This window comes from Anaerolineae bacterium, from assembly GCA_013178165.1.
GTDB lineage: Bacteria > Chloroflexota > Anaerolineae > Aggregatilineales > Ch27 > Ch27.
The window spans coordinates 49,712-71,910 of sequence record JABLXG010000032.1 but is presented as its reverse complement, the minus strand read 5'-3'; the positions used below and the strand labels follow the sequence as shown (position 1 = coordinate 71,910).

Sequence of the window (22,199 nt, the reverse complement as noted above, 5' to 3'; positions counted from 1 at the left end):
AATCCAGTTCTGCAAGTATAGCAGGCCATCCCGCGTGCCGGGAGATTTCATTTAAGCAGCAGCTGGTGTTATCCGACACTATGCGCACTGCCTGCCTGCTATGGGCAACTCAGCGTAAGTCAGAGCAAAACAGGTCAGGCCCAGCGCAGCCGCCGTGTAGAAGAGCAGCGGCACTGTGCCAGACCTGACCCATGGTAACTGCCAGAGTTTGCTTGTGCGTTGCACGGGTCGCTTTACCTTTTCAGCGGAACTATCCGGCGGCCGCTACCAGCCAACGCTACACCTACTGATCCGCCTGGCCGAGCAGCTTGGCGTCAATCGATTCCTGCAGCCGTTCCCGCACGCCTGCAAACGGGATGCGCTCCATGATCGGGCCAAAGAATCCGTCCACGGCCAGCTTCTCCGCCTCGCTGCGGGGGATACCACGACTCATCAGGTAGAAGATCGGCTCTTCGTCCAGCTGGCTGAGCGTGGCGGCGTGTGTGCAGCGCACGTCATCGGCTTTGATCTCCAGGCCGGGAATGCTGTCGGCGCGGCAGGTCCGGCTCAACATCAAGTTGCGGTTGGCCTGAAAGCCGTCCGTCTTCTGCGCCACCGGGTCGACGTAGATCATGCCCTGCCACACACTGCGAGCGTTGTCCATCAGCGCGCCTTTGAACAGCAGATCAGAGGTGGTGTGCGGCGCGTTATGATTCTGCTGGGTGTCATGGTCCATCATCTGGTCTTTGTCGGCAAAGTACAGGCCGCTCATGCGCCCGGTGCTGCCTTCGCCATCCAGGTCGACTTCCATGAACACCTTGAATAACTTGCCGCCCATCGAGCCAATTACCCAGTCGATGGTGCCATTGCGCTGGACGCGCGTCCGTTGGTGGCTGAACTCGTACATGTTACGGCCCCAGTGCTGCAATGCGACGTACTGCAGGCGTGCGTCCTGGCCGACGATCAACTCGGTCGCGCCAACGAAGGCCGACTGCTCTTCCAGCGTCGGCGAGCCATACTCGTGCATATACGTCACCTGCGCGCCGCTATCCAGCACGATCAGGATGTGCCCGAGCGTCAACCCGCTGGAAGCGGCATAGAACACGCTGTGCAGCGGCAATTCCACAGCCACACCGGGCGGGACATAGAGAAAGACGCCATGTGTCCACAGCGCCCCATGCAGCGCCGCGAACTTGCCATCCTCAGGCCGGACGGCCGTAGTCATCAGGTATTGTTCAACGAGTTCCGGGTACTGCTGCACGGCAGTGTTCAGATCGGTGAAGATCACCCCCTGTGCGGCCAGCGCCGGGTCCAGTTCAGCCGTCGCTACGCTGGCATCAACATGGGCCACCAGCCCGCCCTGCCTGTCACCCAGCAGTGGCGCATAGTGCTGAGCCGGGATCATCTCCAGCGGGGCGCGCCCGGCAGGCATGATCAGCCGTCCAGCCTCGCGCCATTTGATCCGACGATAGTCAGTCCGCCGCCACGCCTCATCACTCGTCGAGGGCATGGGCAGCGCCTCGTAAAGCTCCCAGGCCGTCAGCCGCCGCTCGCGCAGCCACTGCGGCTCGTTGTTGTGCTTGCTAAGCGCCTCCACATCCGCCACAGTCAGGCTGGGGGCGGCAGGCGTCCGGGTCAGGCTTCGTACCGTCACAGATGTTAACTCCTCGTTGTTGCGCTGTTTGACAAAGGGGCCAACGGCGGCCCCTTCATTCCCATTCTTCGATCCTCGTATCACAGGGCTATATTCCTGCAAAACTACCCGACCGAGCCTTCCATCTGCAGCCGGATCAGGCGGTTCATCTCGACGGCATACTCCATCGGCAGTTCCTTGACGAACGGCTCGATGAAACCGGCCACCACCATCGCATTGGCTTCATCTTCGCTCAGACCGCGACTCATCAGATAGAAGAGCTGATCCTCGCTAACTTTGGTGACCGACGCTTCGTGACCGACATGAACATTCTGCTCTTCGATCTCGATATAGGGATAAGTATCGGACTGACTATGACCATCCAGCAGCAGCGCATCACAGACGACATTACTGCGGGAGCGCTCCGCACCCTCGTGGATCTTGAGCAAGCCCCGGTAGCTGCTGCGCCCACCATCCTTGCAGATGCTCTTGCTGATGATCTGGCTGGAGGTATTCGGCGCCGCGTGGATGACCTTACCGCCGGCATCCTGGTGCTGCCCGGCGCCCGCGAAGGCGATGGAAAGCACTTCACCATGCGCACCCGGCTCCAGTAGGTACGTCGAGGGATACTTCATCGTCACCTTGCTGCCCAGGTTGGCATCGACCCACTCCATCGTGGCGTCGCCGTAAACCAGAGCGCGCTGGGTGACCAGATTATAGACGTTGGTCGACCAGTTCTGGATCGTCGTGTAGCGGCAACGCGCACCGCGCTTGACGATGATCTCGATCACGCCTGTGTGCAGGCTGTCGCGGCTATAGGTGGGCGCGGTACAGCCTTCCACATAATGCATAAAAGCGCCCTCATCAACGATGATCAGCGTGCGCTCAAACTGCCCCATGCTCTCAGCGTTGATGCGGAAGTAGGCCTGGAGGGGCATCTGCACCTGCACCCCTTTGGGGACGTACACAAACGACCCGCCCGACCACACCGCCGAATTGAGCGCCGCATACTTGTTATCGGTCATCGGCACCACCGTGCCGAAATACTCGCGGAACAGATCCGGGTGTTTCTTCAGGCCGTCATCGATCGAAAGGAAGATCACGCCCTGCTTTTCCAGGTCTTCCCGAATGCTGTGGTAAACCATCTCGGATTCATACTGGGCACCCAGGCCAGCCAGGAACTTGCGCTCCGCTTCCGGCACGCCCAGCCGGTCAAAGGTCCGCTTGATATTCTCCGGGACATCATCCCAGGTGCGCTCCTCGCGCTCGTGGGGCCTGATGTAGTAGTGAATCTCGTCATAGTTGATCCCGGAGAGATCAGCGCCCCAGGTGGGCACCGGCTTGGCCAGGTAGACCTCCAGCGCCTTCAGACGGTACTCCAGCATCCATTCCGGCTCGCCTTTGATGCGGGAAATCTCCCGGACGACATCGGCGTTGAGGCCTTTGCCGCTCTTGAATGCATACTGCTCCGGATCGCTGAATCCGTACTTCTCGGTATATTCAGCGTTTAGGCGCTTCAGTTCGCGCTCTTCCTGCGAAAGGCGATCCGTGACCATCGGTTATTCCTCCGTGGGAACGATGCCGTATTTTTCGAAGAGGGGTTTGTAGCCTGTCGCCTCAAGCACGTCAACCAGTTCCGGGCCGCCGCTTTCCACAATCCGGCCGTCCATCATGATGTGAATGTGCTGGGGTCGAATATAGTCCAGGATGCGCTTGTAGTGGGTGATCACCAGGACGCCCAGATCTGGCCCAATCAGACGATTGACGCCGCCAGCGACAATGCGCAGCGCATCAATATCCAGACCGGAGTCGGTCTCATCCAGGATGGCGATCTTGGGCTGCAGCACCGCCATCTGCAGGATCTCCGCCCGCTTCTTCTCGCCGCCGCTGAAACCATCATTCAGGTAGCGACTGGCAAAATCCGGGCTAATCTCCAGGTAGTTCATCTTGTCCATCAACAACCGCCGGAATTCAGGGATGCTGATGCCCTTATCCGTCGGGTCTACATCGCGCCGCCGGGCGTTGATCGCCGAACGCAGGAAGTTGGCCAGGGTCACACCGGGGATGGCAACCGGGTACTGAAACGCCATGAATAGCCCCAGCCGGCTACGAGCATCTGGCTCAAGCTCCAGCAGGTCCACACCATCGAAAATGACCTGGCCGCTATCAACCGTATAAGCCGGGTTGCCCATCAGCACGTTCGCCAGTGTGCTCTTGCCAGAGCCATTCGGCCCCATCAGGGCATGAGTTTCGCCCTGCTTGATCGTCAGATTCACGCCTTTCAGAATCGGCGTTCCTTCCACACTCGCGTGAAGGTTCCGGATTTCCAGTGCAGCAACCATGCAGGCAATGCCTCCTCAACACCCCAACCGAAAAGTTGGCAGTAGTGTACCATGCCGGGTCAGTCGTGTCAATAAATCAGATAAAAGTGAATTTTATTGACTTTACGCCTCGCTCGCGGTATGCTTTGGGCGCGTTCGATCGGTAACAGGTTCAATGGCAACCATGCGCGAGACACGACAGGCTATTCTGGAAATCATCAGGCGGCGGGGAAGCGCAACCATACAGCAACTGGCGCAGGAACTGGGGCTTTCCCCGGTAACCGTTCGCCATCATCTGTATGCCTTGCTGGGCGACGGCCTGATCGCGCGTGCCCCCCTGCGGCATGGCGTTGGCCGCCCGGAGCACGGGTACTCGCTGACAGAGGCGGGCGAGCGTCGTTTCCCCAACCGCTACCACACCCTGACCGCCCACCTGCTCAGTGTGCTCAAGCACATGAAGTCCGAGGCCGACCTGCAACGCCTGCTGGAAGGGCTGATCCGCCAGACGCTGGCCGTCCCACCGGAGGCTGACGCTCTGCCGCCGCATCTGCGGCTCCTGCGCCTGGAGGAACACCTGCGCCGCCAGGGCATCCCCATCGACATCACCTTCGAAGCGCAGGGGGAGGAAGCCTGCCTGCACATCCGTTGCCCGTTCAGCGACATCAGCCAGCAGCATCCGGAGCTATGCCGTGCCGACGAGCAGGTCATCGGGGAAGCCCTTAAGCTACCGCTGCAGCGCGCTGCCAGGTTGCCAGAGGACAACCGATCGTGTAACTTCAGCATCAAACTGAATGCCAGGCCCATGCGCAGCGAAGCGCTGGAGACAGGGAGCTGAGCGATGAGTGAATCCCCCCACACACCAGAAAACAAAGAGGAACAGGTCCGTGAGGCCCTGCGCGCTGTCGTCGATCCGGAGATCGGCATGAACGTCATCGAGCTGGGTCTGATCCGCCGCCTGGACATCCAGCCAGACAGTGCCCATGTCGTGATGATCCTCACCACGCCTTTCTGCCCCTATGCTCCCCAGCTACTGGAGCAGGTTCGCTACACTGTCCAGAAGGTCCTCGGTGTGCGTACCACCATCGAGATGGGCCGCGAAATGTGGGACCCCAGCTTTATGGAAGACGGCGCGATCGCTAACTGGGGGCTGTTCTAAGCTCTCGATCTACCGGCAGGTATAACTCACAGGGGCATCACCTGACCGGGGATGCCCCTGTACTGTTGTCCGGCCTGCTTCGCTCCGGATGCGCTACGGCTCCGGCGGGCGGTTCTCAAGCGTGAACTGGCGCGGATCCACGTAGTTGAGCAATAGATTCTGCAGATCAAGCTTGGGCCAGTGCCAGGGTTGCGTCTGCAGGATGCCGGTCGGGCTGAGATCGTAATGGAGATGATAGGGATAGGCGCCTTCCGCGTTGCCCACGCTGGCGATCTGCTCACCCCGCGCCACCCGCTGCCCGACCTGAACGCGCACATTTTCCACATGGGCGTACCGCGCATAGATCACCCGCCCGTCCTTGATCAGCGGATCGTGGCGGATAATGATCACATTGCCCCAGCCGGGAATGCGGGCGGCATGGGTGACAACCCCGTGCGCTGCCGCATAGACCGGGCTGTGCGCGTCGGCATCCCACTGGGGCTTGTTGAGGTTGAGGTCAGCGCCGGTGTGATACGCCTCATACGGCGTGCCCACGCGGTAACGGGCCGCGAACCCGGTCGCATCAAACCAGTCGCCCGGCCAGACAGCCGCTCCCAGTCGTTCCGCCGGAACCCCGATCGGCGGGTCGAAGCCATCCGCCAGGAAAGTTGATGCGGGGGTAATACCTTCCACTTTGCGCCAGCGGATGGCATCAAAGGCGATCTCGCGGCCAGTCTCTCCGGTGAGGTCGTTGAGGAAGACCACCCCGGCTGTTGGCGTGGCAACATCGAAGTAATAGACGCCCAGCGGAGTCCACAGGTTGAACAGCACATCCTGCGGCACAACCGCCAGGGTCTCGCCACTACGCCCGCGGACGCCATGGATCTTGTAACGTGCGCGCAGCGTAGTGGCATGTTTAGCCGGGACAAACGCCGCCAGCTCATACCAGCCGCTCTCGGTCAGGCGCGGGTCCCAGCGCGCCCAGACCTGACTGCGCCGCGCCTCGGTCGCCTTGTAGTAGCTCTTCCATCCTCTGGCATTACGGAACTCAGTAAAGACCTGTTCCGGCGGCTGGCCGGTATGGGTTCCAAATGCGAATTGCGGCGATTCCGTCGTGACGATGATGCTCTTCCCGTAACGTCCAACCTCGCCGCCCGGTTTGTGGGCACTGATCGGTACATTGATCACCGCCCAGTCGGCGCTATCGATCAGCCCCAGCCGCCACCAGCTGACGCCCTTGGCCCCGTGCGCTTCGATGGCCCGCTTGCGGGCGCGCTCCATATCGGCAACTTCGGCGTTTGCCTGCAGAATTGGGTAGATGGGCCGCCCGTAATTGCGCCAGGTGGCAAATGCCTGATCGATTACCTCGTCTACCGGCCGCTGGAAAGAAGCCCAGTACGCCATCAAGTGGACGCTATCAATGAAGGGGAACCATTCATCCGGGAAGATGCTGTTGAAGTGCTGCGGACGCGGGTCAACCGCCATGCCGATGTGAAAATCGGCCGGCAGCGCCTTGCGGATGCGGGCCATGAAGGGCCGGATCAGCGTCCGCCCGCCCTCCCAGTATCCGGCATATGGTTCAATATCCAGGATTAGCGAGCGCACGCCGGGCTGGGTGCACGTCTGAATGATCAGATCCGCTTCCGCGTTGATGTCGCGCCCCTTGGGCACGCACCACGCATGGAACTCCAGGCCGTTGGCTTCCAGTGTCTGCGCCCAGCGTTTGACGCTGGCCGGTCCATCAATCGCCAGCATGCGGTCAGTATCGTAGACGCCCTGCCACTGCGAGCCATCGGTGGTTTTCACCCAGACCTGGGTCACGTGCGGCGCATAGGCCTTGAACGTGTTGGCAACTTCCTGGATCGACTTTTCGTTGATTGAATTGCCTTTCCAGTGCCAGATGCCGATCTTCCCGTCGTAAGGCGTTGTCATCGGAACCCACTCCATCGCTCATGAGCCACAGGCTACTCCGGTATCGTGTGCATTACGGGCGCCGGATAAGCTGGCAGGCTTCCGGCGCGTCCTCGATCAACGTAAGTACTCAGGCGGCCTGTTCGCCTGCAGGAAAGCCAGCGGATCCACGTAGTGGGTGATCAGTTCGGTGTAATTCAGGCGCGGCCAATGCCCCGGCGCATCTTCCAAGATGCCGGTCGTGCAGATGTCAAAGTGCAGGTGGTATGGCGCACCTTCAGGCTCAGGCTTACCGATCACGGCAACGGGTTGCCCGCGCCGAACCCGATCGCCAGCCCGTACCTGGACGCGATCGACGTGCGCGTAACGCGCCCAAACCGGGTTACCATCCGGATCGCGTGGATCGTGGCGAATCACGATCACCTGTCCCCAGATGTCCAGCCGCCCGGCGAAGACCACCGTGCCACTGCCGATGGCAAAAACAGTCGCTCCCCGGTCGCTATCCCAACGCGGCACATTCAGGTTCAGGTCGGCGCCGGTGTGATAGGCTGTAGTACGGGTGCCATCGCGGTACCGACGGGCAAACCCCACCGCGTCCACCCAGCGACCCGGCCAAAGGCGCTCAGCGCGCCGCTCCTCAGCCGTGCCTACCGGCGCATCGTAGCCATCGGCCAGCGGGGCGTCCGGGGTATTGCCGACCAATTTCCAGCGCAACGGCGAGAACGCCACTTCGCGCCCGGTCTCGCCGGTCAGATTCGTCAGATTCACCGCCCCGGCGTCGGGCCGGGAAGCGTCCAGATCAAATACACCCAGCGGCACAAAACGGTCGTAATAGCGATTCTGATCCAGTTCCACAATCACCGTGCTATCGTGACCGGCCACCCCACGAATGTGATAGCGGGCGCGACGAGTTGTCGCGTGCGTGCCGGGGACCCAGACGGCGATCTCGTAGCGCCCGGACTGCCGGATGCCGGGCACCCATTGCGCCCACAGGGTGCTGCGCGCCGGCTGGGTGGCGCTGTACTTGACCGGCCCGTGCGCACTGCTCATCACAGTGAAGCGCGTCGCGCCGGTACGATCATAGATGCCGTCCAGATAACGCCGATCGCCCGGCGGGATGATCTCCACCCGATCGGTGAACGGATCATCCTCGACCGGTGGCTCCGGAAGAGGTTCCGGGCCTTCCAGCGGCCAGGGGTAAGCAGCGATAGCGTCCCAGAGCTGGGTAGCCGTATAACGGGGATTACCAGCATCATTGCGGGCATGTTGCCAGCTCCAGAAGTTAGCTGCAGGCAAGCCCAGTGCACGCGCCTGGTTCAGGAACATCCCGATTTGCGCCGGAGTAGCCGTCCACTGCAACGTGCCGTATTGCTCTCCGAAAGCAGCCCCAGTCGGGATATACGGCTTGCCGGGATACCGGCGGGCATACTGATCGTAGTTCTCCCGCAAAGTCGCCGCCGGGTCCCCGCCATCCCGCGCGATCCAGTACACCTGAGGCATGATCAGATCGCACCCGGCTACAAATTCATCGATCGGAAAGCGGCGCGAAAGCGGCCAGCCCGGCGGATCCTGGGTATCGGGGTTCAGGAATAGACTAAAGGCCAGCGGGCGCTCGCTGCCCAGGTCGTGCCGGATCGTCGCCATGAACTCGCGGGCGCGCTCATGCTGGCCGACATACTGGCTCTGCGGGCCAATGACCAGCCCATCCAGCCGCCACTTGAGCACACGCGCCGCAGCGCGGTGCGCCTCCATGACCGGATCCTGTCCTTGGATATGCGCCAGCGCCCATACAGCGATCCCGGCCCCCCGCAGAGCGCGGATGGCGCCATCGGTCAGCAGTTCATACCGCCCTCCCGGGTCCTGCGCTGGCTGCGGAAAGTCGTATGCACCTTCTGACAGCTTGAAAATCACATGGCTGATCTGCGCGGCGCGGGCCAGCGCGACCAGACGCTGTGGATCGCCCTGGTCACACTTCTGCACCTGCCAGATGAAGATGCCCTTGCCCTGCAGCACGACCTGCCACCTCCCGGCCTCGCCCGTCATACCCCGCCGCCGCCATCTGCCCGCCACTCCCTCTCCCGGATAGGCGGGCGTTCACCTGCCTTCCGCTGCCAGGCGGGAAATCCTGACCGGCGCAGCAGCTTACGCTATCCGCCATTGTACGAGCAAATCCATCTGGCGCAAAAGACAGCCGATCAGCGGGTGCATTCCAGATTGGGGGCAAAAAAACGAGAAGCTGGCGGAACACTGAGGAGGGATGGGCAATTGGAAACAATACTCGCCCGGCTGGTTCCGAGAATGCCCTGATCCCCCCGTGTTGAGCAGATATTCGTGCTGCGTTTGGTTTGGCTTAAGCCATGACTTCGATGACCTCTGGGCTGTGGCGGCTTGATCCTGCCCCAAATTTGGAATGCACCCCGATCAGCTGGCGCGGACGCGCAGACGCCCAGTCCCGGCAACTGCCTGACCGATGCGCTGCGGCACATCACCGGCCGCTACCAGATCGCGCATCAGCGCATCGACCCGCTCCGGAGCAACAGCGATCAGCAATCCACCGGAAGTTTCCGGGTCAAAAAGCAGGGCGCGCTTCTCTTCAGGGATACCCGGATCAAAGTCCACCCACTGCTCATAATACAGGCGATTGTCAGCCATACCGCCGGGGAAGATCCAGGCTGCTGCGTATTCTTCGGCTCCCGGTAGCCAGCGAATCATTCTCAGATCGATCTCCAGGTCAACCCTGCTCAACTCCGCCAGCTCATGGCAGTGGCCCAGCAGCCCGTAGCCGGTGATGTCAGTGACAGCGTGCGCGTCGGCACGATTGGCTGCCTCCGCCGCGGCACGGTTCAGCCGGGTCATGCTGGCGACCGCCGCAGCAACGTGATCCGGCTCGGCTTTGCCCTTCTTGAGCGCGGTGGTGACCACCCCTGCGCCAAGCGGCTTACTGAGCACCAGCGCATCGCCCGGCTGAGCACCCGCCTTACTGCGCACACGGCCAGGATCAACCAACCCGATGACCACCAGCCCATATTTGGGTTCGTCATCCTTGATCGTGTGCCCTCCGGCGATCGCGGCGCCGGCCTCCCGCACCTTTTCCGCCCCACCGCGCATGATCTCGCTCAGAACTTCCGCCGGCAGGCTGGCAGGGAAAGCCGCGATGTTCAACGCAAACAGCACCCGTCCGCCCATGGCGAACACATCGCTCATGGCGTTCGCGGCGGCGATCGCCCCATAGTCATACGGATCATCGACCACTGGTGGGAAGAAGTCCGTTGTCACCACCAGCGCGAGCTGATCATCCAGGCGGTACACCGCCGCATCATCAGGCTGGTTCAGGCCGATGATCAGATCGGGGTAGTCCTGAGGCAAAAAGATCTGCTGCAACGGGCGCAACACGTGCGCCAGCTCGTTCGGGCCGAGCTTAGACGCTCAGCCTGCGCAGCTTGCCAGCGCTGTCAGTCTGATTTCGTGGCGGTTCAGATTGGCCATCTGTTTTTCTCCCAGGATTGCCAGGTGCCTTCACGCCATCGCGGCAGATCGGATCGGCAGCCCGATTCGCGCCCTGGCTGTGCACTCGCCTACGACTTTAACCCGCCCCACACGATCTGCAAAGTGGCAGCCAGTAACCGGGAGTACTGCGCCATCCCCCTCCGGTGCCCTTCCGGCCTCCCATCTTTGCCTTTGAAGGCGGCCTGTCTGATCGTCACCATCGTTGCTGAAAGGGCTTGCCCGCCCACCACCAGCGAGCGGGGCTTTGCCGCGCCCCTCAGGCAGGCTATAATCCACCGCATGACCAGGCGACGAATCAACCAGCTTGAAGAACGGCTGGAGCGGCTGATCGAAGGCGGGTTCTCCCGCCTCTTCCGCGCGTCAGTGCACCCGCGGGAAGTGGCCGTGCAACTGGCCCATGCCATTGAGGACAACCTTCTGGCTGGCCCGGAAGAGCGCGAGTTAGCCCCGACCCAGTACCAGATCCGGCTTAACCCGCACGATCACCGCCTCCTGCTGGCAGAGATGCCCGATCTGGGGGGACAACTGGCCCGCCAGGTGGTGACATATTGCCAGGAAGCCCGGCTGATCCTGCTCAGCACGCCGGAAGTCAGCCTGCTGGCTGACGCGGACATCCCACGCCAGCAGGTGCAGATCACTGCCCAGCACCGCGCACGCAAGCATGACACTACCCAGATTCTGGAGCCGGTTCAGCCCGGCCTACCGGTCATGGCGTCGCCCCCGGCAGGAGCGCAACTGATTGTGGACGGCAAGCGAATCGTCGCCCTGAACCTTGAAGTCTTCAACGTGGGCCGGCATCCGGACAACGATCTGATTCTGGAAGACCTGCGCGTCTCCCGCCATCATCTCCAGATTCGACTGCGCCAGGGCCGTTATGTGCTCTACGACCGTCATAGCCGGAGCGGCACTTACGTCAACGGCCAGCGTACCAGCGAGCACATCCTCTCTTCAGGCGATGTCATCCGGATTGGGGGAGTCTCCCTGCTTTACCTGGATGACGAGCAGCCGGACCGCACGATGGCCGACACCCAGCTTGACCTGCATCCGCCCCAACCGCCTGAAGGATCGACCCCGTGAACGAAGCGGTATTGCTCCTCATCCTGCGGCTGAGCGCAGCCGGGTTACTCCTCCTGTTTGTTGGCGCCCTGCTCCTGTTGCTCTGGCGGGATTACCAGGTCACCACGCGGGAGATCGAACAGCGACGCATCCCGCGCGGGCGGCTGATCGTCCTGGCCTCAGATAGCGACGAAGTTCCGCTGGACACCGAGTTCCCGCTGCTCCCGCTCACCAGCCTGGGACGCGCCCCCACTAACACTGTGCATCTGGCCGATACATTCGCCAGTAACGAACACGCCCTGATCACCTACCGTGAAGGCAACTGGTGGCTGGAGGATCGGGGAAGCAGCAACGGCACCTTTCTGAACGGCTCGCGCGTCCGTGAGCCGGTCATCCTGAGCAGCGGCGACCTGATCGGCATCGGACGTGTAACATTGCGCCTGCAACTGGAGTAGGCCGCCAGGGACTTTCTGTGTAGCGAAGCAATCCTGCTGCGATATTGCCTGAGGAAAACAGGAGGAAGAAATCGATGGAGTTAGATCTTCAGGGTCTGCGAGCGCTGGTCACAGCCGCCAGCCGCGGCCTGGGCGCTGCCACCGCCCGGCAACTCAGCCTGGAAGGCGCGCAGGTAGCCATCTGCAGCCGCGATTCTGAGCGCATCGCGGCTACCGCGGCCCGCATCAGTGCCGAAAGCCGCCAGCGGGTGATCCCGCTGACCGCTGATGTCAGCGATCCGCAGGCGGCGACACAGCTGGTGGCCGAGGCAGTCGACGCACTGGGCGGCCTGGACATCCTGATCACCAACGCCGGCGGCCCGCCATCCGGCCCCTTTGTGGCGCTGGGTGCTGATGCCTGGGAAGCCGCAGTGCAGACCACGTTGCTGAGTGCGGTGCACCTGATCCAGGCCGCGCTGCCCCATCTGCGTACCTCCCGGTATCCGGCCATCCTGACTCTGACCTCCTATTCGGCCAAGCAACCCATTCCCAACCTGGTGCTGTCCAACAGCCTGCGTGCGGCTGTTATCGGCCTCACGAAGACGCTGGCCAGCGAGCTTGGCCCGGAGGGTATCCGGGTGAACAGCATCATGCCAGGTTGGACACGCACCGAGCGCGTGACCGAACTGATGGAGGCCCGCGCCCGGCAAAAAGGCACCGACATCGAAACGGAGATCGCCGCGCAGGTGGCGGCCATCCCGCTGCGCCGTATGGCTGAGCCGGAGGAGTTCGCCCGCGTAGCGGCTTTTCTGTGCTCCCCGGCGGCATCCTACATTCATGGAGCGATGATCCCGGTTGATGGCGGTGCGATTCTGGCGGCGCTTTAGCTGCCGCCTCGCTTGCAACACGTCTGCGCGTTCCGGATAGCAACAACCGTTACTCAAGGAGAAGGATGCATGGAATCGGTACGAATCGGTGTGATCGGCGGATCGGGCCTCTACAAGATGGAGGAACTGACCGATCTCAGAACCTATGACCTGGAGACGCCATTCGGCAAACCCAGTGCGCCGATCGTGGTTGGCACACTGCGCGGTCACCGCGTCGCCTTCATCCCCCGTCATGGGATCGGCCATCGCTACATGCCTTCAGAGGTCCCCTACCGCGCCAATATCTTTGCTCTCAAGCTTATGGGTGTCACCCACATCATTGGCGTCAGCGCCTGCGGCTCGCTACAGGCTACCTATGCGCCCGGCCACATGGTCATCCCCGACCAGCTTGTTGACCTGACCTATGGCCGTCCGCGCACCTTCTTCGGCGACGGTCTAGTCGCCCACGTCTCGGTTGCCGAACCCTTTGCTCACCGGCTTAGCCAGTTGTTGTACGAGTCTGTACGTGCCGTTGGCGGGATCGCCCACCGCGGCGGCACCTTCCTCACCGTGGAAGGACCGCGCTTCAGCACCAGGGGGGAGAGTTTCGTCTTCCGTCAGTGGGGGATGGGCCTTATCGGCATGACCACCAGCCCGGAAGCCTACCTAGCCCGCGAAGCCGAAATGCATTACGCCGTCATCGGGCATGTCACCGACTACGACTCCTGGCACGAGAGCGAAGAACCGGTGACGGTGGAGATGGTGGTTGCCACCATGCAGCGGAGCATTGCCGTCGCCCAGCAAGCCGTCGCTCACGCCGTCGCCGAGCTGGGTGCCAATCCTGACGCTTACACTGAAGAAGAGATCACCAACGCCCTGAAGGCGGCCTTCATCACCAACCGCGAGGTCGTGCCTGCCGGGGTGGTGGAACGCCTGCGTCCGATCATCGGCAAGTACTTCAGTTGATCGAAAGCGCCAGCCATGACTTTCGCCAGGGTCACCCACAACGCCCACCTGCGTGAGCGCAACCTGCTTATTCTGGGCGGGTTGTTCCTGTTAGTTGCGGCTGTGACGCTCAGCGTGGCGGCGAACAACGGGTGGGCGCTGGTGCTCTTTGGCGTATGGCTGGCCGCCGCCGTCTTCGGGCACCAGACACTGGATCGTCTGCTGCCTCAGCGTGATCCCCTGATCTTCGCCATTGCCATGCTGCTGAGCGGCTGGGGACTGCTGACGATCCAGCGTCTGGCGCCAAACTTTGCCTGGCGGCAGGCGATCTGGCTGCTGCTGAGCATCCTGGCGATGTTGGCTATCAGCACCCTGCCGATCCACATGCGCTGGCTGCGCCGCTACCGCTACACGTGGTTACTGGGCGGCCTGGCGCTGTTGCTGGTCAGCATCATCCTGGGGGTCAACCCTTCCGGCGCGGGGCCGCGCCTGTGGCTGGGAGCGTGGGGACTGTATTTCCAGCCCTCCGAATTGCTCAAGCTGGCGTTGGTTATCTTCTTGGCCAGCTATATGGCCGACTACCGCGATGACCTGCGAAACCCCAACGGCTTCGCCAGAAAGCTGCCGTCACTCCGCCCGTTCGGGCCACTGCTCCTGATGTGGGGCATCTGCATCATCGTCACCGTGTGGCAGCAGGATCTGGGCGCGGCGACCATGCTCTTCGTGGTTTTTCTGACGCTGCTCTACATCGCCACCGGCCAGATCACCTATGTGATTTTCGGCCTGCTGTTGCTCCTGCTGGCCGTTGTGGTAGCTTACCGGCTGTTCAGCGTGGTGGAACTGCGCATTGAAGTCTGGCTGAATCCCTGGCCGGAAGCCAGCGATCGGGCCTTCCAGATCGTGCAAAGTCTGCTGGCGGTAGCATCCGGCGGCGTGCTCGGCCAGGGAATCGGCCTTGGCCTGCCCGTTTATGTGCCCGTCGTGCACTCCGATTTCATCTTTGCGGCTATCGCCGAAGAATGGGGGCTGGTAGGCACGCTGGCGGTCATCGCCTTTCTGGCCGTACTGGTGGTTCGCGGCATGCAGCTGGCGGCTCTGTGGCCGGAGTCGCATTTCCGCACCCTGCTGGCCGCCGGTCTCAGCGTCCAGCTGGCCACCCAGAGCCTGCTGATCATAGGCGGCGTGCTCAAGGTGATCCCTCTGACCGGCGTTACCCTGCCCTTCATGAGTTACGGCGGCAGTTCACTGTTGATGAACTTCGGCCTGATCGGGCTGCTGCTGATGCTCTCCGCCCCGCCACGCTGGCAGCAGGAGGACAGGGCGCTATGACCGAGCTGCGCCGGGTTACAGGCGGCGTGTTGCTGGCCTTCCTGGTCATGGCACTGGCAGCCACCTATTGGGGCATCATCCGTAGCGACGATCTGCTCCGTAGAGCAGACAACCCGCGCCTGATCGAGGCCGAACGGGTTCTCCAGCGCGGGCGAATCTACGACGAGCATGGGATGCTCCTGGCCGAGACAAGCACCGACTACAATGGGCGCGGGCTACGCCGCCTGTATCCACATCCGGAAGCCGCCCCGCCGGTTGGCTATTACAGTCTGCGCTATGGCACTGCCGGCATCGAAACCACCTATGATGCGCTGCTACGCGGGGAAATCGGCCCCGGGCCGCTGGATACCGCCCTGCGCGGCCTGCTTCACCAGCCAGCCGTCGGCGGCGATGTCCGATTGACCCTGAACCTGCAGGTGCAACAGGCAGCCATGCAAGCCCTGGCGAACCGCAGCGGGGCAGCGGTCGTGATCACGGTGCCGGATGGCGGTGTCCGGGCGCTGGCCAGCGCCCCCAGCTATGACCCTAACTTTCTGGATGAAGACTGGCCGGTACTGATCCAGTCGCCGGATGCACCGCTACTCAACCGGGTGACTCAGGGTCTATACCAGCCGGGCGGTATACTGCAGACGGCCCTGCTGGCGGCCCTGCTGGCGGAGCGCAGCCCGATCGATCGCATCGTGCCAACCGCCACCGAAACGGTCAGTGTCAATGGCCTGGAACTCTCCTGCGGCGCCACCGCCCCCCGCGAAGGACTCACCCTGCCGGAAGCCTACCAGTATGGCTGCCCCGGCGCTTTCGCCCGGCTAACCACCCTGCTGGAGACTAACCGGATCGATGGCGCCCTGTGGCGTTTTGGCCTGCTCACCCCGCCGGAACTGCTGGGCCTGGGCACGGCCACCGCCGATTCGCCAATGCCGCTTTCGTTACAGGAAACGCGGGACGCTGTCATCGCCAGCTTGGTTGGCCAGGGGCCACTGACAGTAACGCCGCTGCAGGTTCTGGAGCTGGTCGCCGCCATCGCCAACAACGGCAACGCCCCGCTCTTCCGCCTGGTTGACGCCATTCGCCTGCCCGGCGAAGATGCCTGGCAGTCCGTCCCGCCGAGTGGACTCTCCCGCGCCTTGCTCACCCGCGAGAATGCCCACCTGATGCAGGGCTACATGGCTGCAGCTGTGGCCGAAGGCGCCGCAACCGCAGCGCAAGACATGAGCAGCTTTCCCATCCTCGGCCATGCCGCCACAGCTTACGCCGGGCCAGAGGCCAGGCCGCTACAGTGGTTTGCCGGCACGATCGTCTTCCCGAATGGTACGGCGGTAGTTACGGTCGTCGTCCTTGAAGATACGCCTGCCGTCGATGAGGCAGCCCGCGCCGGGGGGCTGATTCTGGACACAGCAGCCCGCTTCTACGGGCCATCCCCGGCCACCAGACGCTAAAACGCCCCGCCAGTCTGAACGACCGGCGAGGCGTCCCAGCGGCCACCGTCAGGCAGCGTCAACCAATCGCAGCGGCGGTATAAGCCCGCAGCGCCTGGACGTATTCAGTCAGGGCTTTATCTCCCTGCCCACGTAATTGCTCCAGCAACGAGTCCATGATCGGCAGCAGCTTCTGGCCGTACTGAGCGGCCTCGGCATCGATTTTGGCCCGTGCCGCTTCCAGCGACTCCTGACGCAGCAGTTCACGGATAAAACGTAGTTCCGCCGGCATACTCTCCTGCGCCAGCCGGGTAATCGTCTCCCCGACCTGCTTGAGCTTCTCCGCCAGCGCCTGGTCACCGCGCTCCTCGGCTGCCCGCTGATTGGCGTCCAGCAGGGCCATGAACACCTCATCTACATAGGCCAGGTTGCGCAGCAGGGCCTCTTCCATATTCTCACTATGCACGATCTGGCTGAGGATAGCCGCCGCGGTCTCGGCACGTGCCTCCTGCTGCTTCCGGATGGTCTCCGTTAATTCCGTCAGGCGGCTGCGCAGTGCCTCCAGCTGCACCTTTTCCGGCTCCACAGCAGCGTCGATGCGTTCGGTCAACTCCTGGAAGAAGCGGTAGTCAAAGGCCGGGTACTGCAAGCCGACCAGCGCCTGCAACCGGTCATCATCGCCTGCGCTGCGGATCACCAGGTCGACAAACGCGTCCAGGGTAGGCCGTTCGCCCAGCGCCTGCAGGTCCCGAACAGCCGCCTCAATCGCCCTGTCCTGAGCTTCTGCCTGCTGCAGCAGCTCTTTGCCCGCACTGGAAAGGGTGACCACCTGATCGCGCACCATCATGGCATGAGCGGCCAGGTCCTGCCGTCCGCTCAGCTGGGCGTTTTCTGCGGCCACTGACAGGATTTCCAGGAACTCCCGGTCGATCTGGCTATCATACTGCTGCACCAGCGCCGGAATCTGCTCTTCATCTGTCTGAAGGAACATCTCCACCAGCCGCAGCCTGGCCCGCTGCGCCTCCAGCATTTCCGGCGTAATGCCATCCGCCGCCAGAACCGCTTCGATCAACCCCTGCAGGCTCAGCATTGTGCGTGGCTGGAACATATACCCGCGTCGCTGTTCCGGCGGGGTGCCATTCATCACCACCTTGACCAGCTGGCCGATCACGCGCTCCTGATCCTGCCTCTGCAAACCAAGCTCCATCGGCACATAGACCAGCAGCAATTCCTTGGCTGGATCGTGGTACAGCAGCGGCGCGAGCAGGCCGACACGGTAGCCGCAATGGGGACATGTCGCTGTGCCACTCTGGCCGGAGAGGAAACGTGCCTTGGCCGAAGGATCGCGGCCAACATCAATGATCTGCTCGACCTGGGCCGGGTAAGGCTGGCGGCAATTGGGACAGGTGACCATGTTGCCCCTGCCCATTTGATTCAGGGTCATGTTGCGCTCCGATCTCTTTCTTGATGCTGGTATACCTGGCGGCGCGGTATGGTGAAATAGAATGTCGAACCCTGCCCCGGCACACTGTGTACGCCGATCTTGCCGCCATGCGCTTCCACGACAGCCCGCGCCAGATACAGCCCCAGGCCGGTTCCCTGCGTCTTACGGGTCAACGCATCATCCACGCGGTAGAACCGGTCGAAGATGCGCTCCCACTCCTCCTGTGGAATGCCCACCCCCTGATCCTGCACGGCGATCCGCACCTCACCGGGGGTATACGTGCCGCTGATGCGCACCTCGCCTCCCCGCGGCGAATACTTGACCGCATTGCTGACCAAGTTGTCAATCACCTGCCGCAGGCGGCTGGCGTCACCCGGCACCGCCGGGAAATCACGGGGAAACTCCACCACAAATCGGTGTTTATCCGTCTGTGTCCTGAAGCGTTCCACCACCGCTTGGGCCAGCTCGTCAAGCATGACCTCCTCGTACTTGAGGACCATGCCTTCCGCCTGCAATTTAGAAGCCGCCAGCAGGTTCTCGATCAGTTCCGTTAACCGGTCAGCTTCTTCCCCGATCACCTGCAGGCCGTTGCGAACTACCTGTTCATCCCATTTGGCGTCTTCGCGCAGCAGCGTTTCCGCGTAGCCCTTGATCAGCGCTACGGGCGTCTTCAGCTCATGCGAGATCACGGAGATGAAAGTGGACTTCATCTTCTGCGCTTCGCGGAAGTGCGAGATATCCCGCACGTTGATGATGATGTTGATCAGGCGTCCTTCGTTATCGATCAACGGCGCGCAGGTCATCCCGACACCGAGCACCGTGCCGTCTGCACGAAGCAGATCGCCTTCCACGTACAGCGTCTCAGAGGCTCTGTTGGCGCTTGGCCATGGCCAACCAGCCTGCATGGCGTCCACCAGGTCCTGGCCCTGTGGACGGCCTGCCCAGCGGATCACCACGTCATAGGGCTTGCCGACCACATGATCCGGCGTCCAGCCAGTCATGCGGGCCATCGCCTTGTTGAAGGTCTGGATCGTCCGCCCGCCATCCAGGATCATCACCCCATCGGCGCTATTTTCCAAGATGCGGGCCAGCCGCTGGCGTTCCTGGTTGACGGCCTGGTATAGCCGGGCATTGTGCACGGCAATGGCGGCCTGGTCAGCAAAACTCTGCAGGACGCGGCGGTCGTTGAGCGTCGTCGCTGCGGTGAACGAGCGAAAAACATAGATCACGCCGACAAATTCCTGGCCGAGCATCATCGGCAGGGCGATCATCTGGCGTAGCGGAAGCTGCAGTCTTTCCGCCACACGGCGCAGCTTGGCCTCAAAATCGGCAATAACGATCCCCTCGCCGCTATCGGTAACACCTGTCAGCAACGGGGTGAAGACCGCCACATCCTCCGGGGCAGCGCCAATCAGCGCCCGCACCCGCAACGCGCCATCCTCCCCCTCGCGCAGGGCCATCAGCCCGACTTCTCCGGCCAGCATAGAAACTGAAGCACGCAGAATCAGGCGCAGGACCTCGCCCAGATCAAGCTGGGAGGTCATGGCCCGCGTGATTTCAAGGAGAAAGTCGCGCTGTCGGACGCGATAGTCAGGTAGCAGAAACATGATGTTATTCTAGCATGGCCGCCTGAGGCAGGTAAGCCGCTCCGCCAGTTTCTTGCGCACTTCTAATACATCCTCCGGCGGCAGACACAACAGGAGGCACAGCGCGGTGCTGTGCCTCCTGCATCATCTGGGCGCAGGCTCAGAGCAGCGCGGCTTCCGCCTTGCTGAGTGCCCGGTCAAATATCTGCAACGCCTCGGTGGCGATCTCCCTGGTCAGGTTAAGCGGCGGCATAAAGCGCAGCGCGCTGACGCCACAGCTCAGCAACAGCAGCCCTTCATCAAAGCTGTGCAGGATGGCCTCGTGCATCAAATCGGGCGCCGGCTCTTTGGTCTTCCGGGACTTCACCAGCTCAATCCCGACCATCAAGCCTTTGCCGCGCACCTGGCCGATGCTGGGATGGCGGGGGATCAGCTCCTCCAGACCGTCCATCAGGAACTCGCCCATTTCTGCCGCATTGGCGATATAGCCTTCTTCCAGCAACTCGATCGTCGCCAGGGCAGCTGCGCAGGCCACCGGGTTGCCGCCAAAGGTGCTGCCCTGCGCCCCGCGCCCCCAGGTCATCACGCTCTCGCGGGCGATCACTGCGCCCAGCGGCATCCCACTGGCAATCCCCTTGGCGCTGCAAACGATGTCTGGTTCCACACCCCAGTGCTCCACGGCCCACCATTTGCCCGTCCGGCCCATCCCGCTCTGTACTTCATCGACAATCAGCAGGATGCCGTGCCGGTCACACAACGCACGCAAACCGGGCAGGAAACTATCCGGAGGCACAATATAGCCACCTTCGCCCTGAATCGGTTCTACCAGGATGCCCGCCACTTCCTCAGCCGGGACAATCGTGCGGAAGATCGTCCCTTCAATATATTCGAGCACGCGCTCGCCGTAATCCTTCTGGCCGTCAAGATTGAGCAGGGGGCGGTAAGGATCAGGATAGGGGACGTGAGTAACCCCCGGCATCATCGGGAAATAATCGGCGCGCTGTTTGAATTTGCTGCTGGTGAAGGCCAGCGCGCCCATCGTGCGGCCATGGAACCCGCCAATGAAACCAATGAACTGCGCGCGCCCGGTATAATAGCGGGCCAGCTTGAGGGCGGCCTCGACAGCCTCCGTGCCAGAATTACAGAAATAGACCCGCGCCTGTTCCTGAAAGGGCGCAATCTCGTCCAGCTTTTCGGCCAGCTTGACGCCCATCGGCTCGTAAAAGTCCGTGCCGGACATATGCAGGTAACGGGTGGCCTGTTCCTGGACAGCTTTGACCACGCGGGGATGGGCGTGACCGGTCGAGAGCACAGCTATACCGCTGGTGAAATCAATATACCGGTTGCCGTCCACATCCCAGACTTCACAGCCTTTTCCGTGGTCAATGACGAAAGGGTAATCCCGCATGTACGATGGCGTGATCACCTTCTGATCACGCTCAATGATCGCCTTGGCCCTAGGCCCTGGCGTAAGCACGATGTTACTCATATGCTTCCTCCATGTTTGTGAACCAGAGACCTCTCTTAGTTTCGTCCGGCAGCCTCCAACTCCTGGATAGCCAACGCCGCAGCGCCAATGATGGCCACATCTTCCCCGAGAGCCGCCGGGACGATGGCGGCTTGCTCATAATAGGCAGGGTCAATCACATGCGCGCGGGCCGCCTGACGCATTGGCTCAAACAACAACTCGCCGAGGTTACTCACCCCGCCGCCTACCACAAAGATGGTCGGGTTAAACAGGTGCATCAGGCTGGCAATGCTGTACCCGATCAGGCGTCCGGAGCGCGTCACCGCCTCCAGTGCCAGCGGGTCGCCAGCCTGCGCCGCCTGGCCGACCGTCTTGCCGGTGATCGCATCCAGGTCGCCGTTGACCATCTCCGTCACCAGCGACTGCGCTCCTTCGCGGATGCGCCGGGCCACATAGCGGGCCAGCCCAGGCCCGGATGCTTCAATCTCCAGCGTGGAAACGCGCTCGCCATCTACCAGAATCACGGTATGGCCTAGCTCGCCCGCCAGCCCGTGAGCGCCAGTGAAGAGCTTCCCATCGATGACGATGCCACCGCCAATGCCGGTACTGACGGTGATGTAGATGGCATGCGTGTGCCCGCGCGCCGCGCCGTTGTACACCTCCGCCAGGGCGGCGACATTGGCATCATTGCCAATGTAGGTGGGGATGCCCGGAAAGCGCTCCTGAGCAATCCGTCCCAGCGGGACATCTACCCAGCCCTGCAGGTTCGGCGGGGAGACAATCCGCCCGGTAACCGGGTCGATCGGCCCCGGCGAGGAGATACCGATTGCCTGCACCGGCTCGTCGCTCGCGTCAATGATCCCGGCGATCAGATTCAGAATGCGCGGGATGGTTACCGCCGGCCCCTCCCAGGAACGGGTCGGTTCCTCAACCCGCTTCAACAGGGTATATGACTCATCGAGGAGAGCAACACGGATGCGTGTCCCCCCCAGATCCACACCCACAATGCGCATAGACTCCAGCACCTATCCTGGTTTAGCCAGTCTCAGGCGATGTAGTGACCTGATCACCAGCCTCCGTACTGGTCGTATCCTACCTGCTGCCTGGACTGGCCCCGCTCACATCCGGCAGTTGTGTGCCGTCAATAGCATGTTAGAATTGCTGTCCGGG

General features: G+C 62.2%; 18 protein-coding genes. 8 read left to right on the top strand and 10 right to left on the bottom strand.

Annotation, left to right across the window (positions count from 1 at the left end; translation table 11 throughout):
• Window positions 1-283: 283 nt before the first annotated feature.
• The 3 genes from sufD to sufC all read right to left on the bottom strand — a co-directional run bounded on the left by sufD (window position 284) and on the right by sufC (window position 3,954).
• Window positions 284-1,489 (bottom strand): Fe-S cluster assembly protein SufD, encoded by a 1,206-nt coding sequence (sufD, locus tag HPY64_15420; GenBank protein NPV68532.1) that lies wholly within the window; start codon window positions 1,487-1,489, stop codon window positions 284-286.
• Window positions 1,490-1,737: 248 nt separating this feature from the next.
• Window positions 1,738-3,168, bottom strand: a complete 1,431-nt coding sequence (gene sufB / locus HPY64_15415) for a Fe-S cluster assembly protein SufB (GenBank protein NPV68531.1) — start codon at window positions 3,166-3,168, stop codon at window positions 1,738-1,740.
• Between the two features lie 3 nt (window positions 3,169-3,171).
• The gene (gene sufC, locus HPY64_15410) at window positions 3,172-3,954 is read right to left on the bottom strand and encodes a Fe-S cluster assembly ATPase SufC (GenBank protein NPV68530.1); all 783 of its coding nucleotides are present in this window, start codon (window positions 3,952-3,954) and stop codon (window positions 3,172-3,174) included.
• A 163-nt stretch (window positions 3,955-4,117) separates the two neighbouring features.
• Here sufC and HPY64_15405 point away from each other — a divergent pair, with 163 nt between their 5' ends.
• Both HPY64_15405 and HPY64_15400 read left to right on the top strand, forming a co-directional pair.
• Window positions 4,118-4,768, top strand: a complete 651-nt coding sequence (locus HPY64_15405; protein NPV68529.1) for a winged helix-turn-helix transcriptional regulator — start codon at window positions 4,118-4,120, stop codon at window positions 4,766-4,768.
• A 3-nt stretch (window positions 4,769-4,771) separates the two neighbouring features.
• Window positions 4,772-5,089 carry a metal-sulfur cluster assembly factor gene (locus HPY64_15400; protein ID NPV68528.1) on the top strand — a complete coding sequence of 106 codons (318 nt, stop codon included), beginning with the start codon at window positions 4,772-4,774 and terminating at the stop codon, window positions 5,087-5,089.
• 93 nt (window positions 5,090-5,182) lie between these two features.
• On the opposite strand, the gene HPY64_15395 is transcribed toward HPY64_15400, so the two are convergent.
• From HPY64_15395 to selD, 3 genes are all read right to left on the bottom strand, one after another.
• Complete coding sequence (locus HPY64_15395; GenBank protein NPV68527.1) at window positions 5,183-7,000, bottom strand: M23 family metallopeptidase; 1,818 nt, start codon at window positions 6,998-7,000, stop codon at window positions 5,183-5,185.
• Window positions 7,001-7,096: 96 nt separating this feature from the next.
• Window positions 7,097-9,049, bottom strand: a complete 1,953-nt coding sequence (locus tag HPY64_15390; GenBank protein ID NPV68526.1) for a peptidoglycan DD-metalloendopeptidase family protein — start codon at window positions 9,047-9,049, stop codon at window positions 7,097-7,099.
• 351 nt (window positions 9,050-9,400) lie between these two features.
• The gene (gene selD / locus HPY64_15385; GenBank protein NPV68525.1) at window positions 9,401-10,465 is read right to left on the bottom strand and encodes a selenide, water dikinase SelD; all 1,065 of its coding nucleotides are present in this window, start codon (window positions 10,463-10,465) and stop codon (window positions 9,401-9,403) included.
• Between the two features lie 300 nt (window positions 10,466-10,765).
• Here selD and HPY64_15380 point away from each other — a divergent pair, with 300 nt between their 5' ends.
• From HPY64_15380 to HPY64_15355, 6 genes are all read left to right on the top strand, one after another.
• On the top strand, window positions 10,766-11,563 hold the full coding sequence (locus HPY64_15380) for a DUF3662 domain-containing protein (GenBank protein NPV68524.1): 798 nt from the start codon (window positions 10,766-10,768) through the stop codon (window positions 11,561-11,563).
• Window positions 11,560-11,997: an FHA domain-containing protein gene (locus HPY64_15375; GenBank protein ID NPV68523.1), complete on the top strand. Its 438-nt coding sequence runs from the start codon at window positions 11,560-11,562 to the stop codon at window positions 11,995-11,997. Before HPY64_15380 ends, HPY64_15375 begins: the two co-directional genes overlap by 4 nt.
• Before the next feature lie 74 nt (window positions 11,998-12,071).
• The gene (locus tag HPY64_15370; protein ID NPV68522.1) at window positions 12,072-12,863 is read left to right on the top strand and encodes an SDR family oxidoreductase; all 792 of its coding nucleotides are present in this window, start codon (window positions 12,072-12,074) and stop codon (window positions 12,861-12,863) included.
• Between the two features lie 69 nt (window positions 12,864-12,932).
• Window positions 12,933-13,808 (top strand): S-methyl-5'-thioadenosine phosphorylase, encoded by an 876-nt coding sequence (mtnP, locus tag HPY64_15365; GenBank protein ID NPV68521.1) that lies wholly within the window; start codon window positions 12,933-12,935, stop codon window positions 13,806-13,808.
• 15 nt (window positions 13,809-13,823) lie between these two features.
• On the top strand, window positions 13,824-15,116 hold the full coding sequence (locus HPY64_15360; protein NPV68520.1) for an FtsW/RodA/SpoVE family cell cycle protein: 1,293 nt from the start codon (window positions 13,824-13,826) through the stop codon (window positions 15,114-15,116).
• A complete protein-coding gene (locus HPY64_15355) occupies window positions 15,113-16,552 on the top strand; it encodes a hypothetical protein (protein ID NPV68519.1) in 1,440 nt (479 codons plus the stop codon). The genes HPY64_15360 and HPY64_15355 overlap by 4 nt, the downstream gene beginning before the upstream one ends.
• A gap of 58 nt (window positions 16,553-16,610) precedes the next feature.
• Here HPY64_15355 and HPY64_15350 read toward each other — a convergent pair whose 3' ends face one another.
• The 4 genes from HPY64_15350 to HPY64_15335 form a co-directional block, all read right to left on the bottom strand.
• Entirely contained in the window at window positions 16,611-17,975 is a 1,365-nt protein-coding gene (locus HPY64_15350) for a hypothetical protein (protein NPV68518.1), read from the bottom strand.
• Window positions 17,972-19,582 carry a PAS domain S-box protein gene (locus HPY64_15345; GenBank protein NPV68517.1) on the bottom strand — a complete coding sequence of 537 codons (1,611 nt, stop codon included), beginning with the start codon at window positions 19,580-19,582 and terminating at the stop codon, window positions 17,972-17,974. Before HPY64_15345 ends, HPY64_15350 begins: the two co-directional genes overlap by 4 nt.
• 139 nt (window positions 19,583-19,721) lie before the next feature.
• Entirely contained in the window at window positions 19,722-21,050 is a 1,329-nt protein-coding gene (locus tag HPY64_15340; GenBank protein ID NPV68516.1) for an acetyl ornithine aminotransferase family protein, read from the bottom strand.
• 35 nt (window positions 21,051-21,085) lie between these two features.
• Window positions 21,086-22,042: an ROK family protein gene (locus HPY64_15335; GenBank protein ID NPV68515.1), complete on the bottom strand. Its 957-nt coding sequence runs from the start codon at window positions 22,040-22,042 to the stop codon at window positions 21,086-21,088.
• Between the last annotated feature and the right edge of the window lie 157 nt (window positions 22,043-22,199).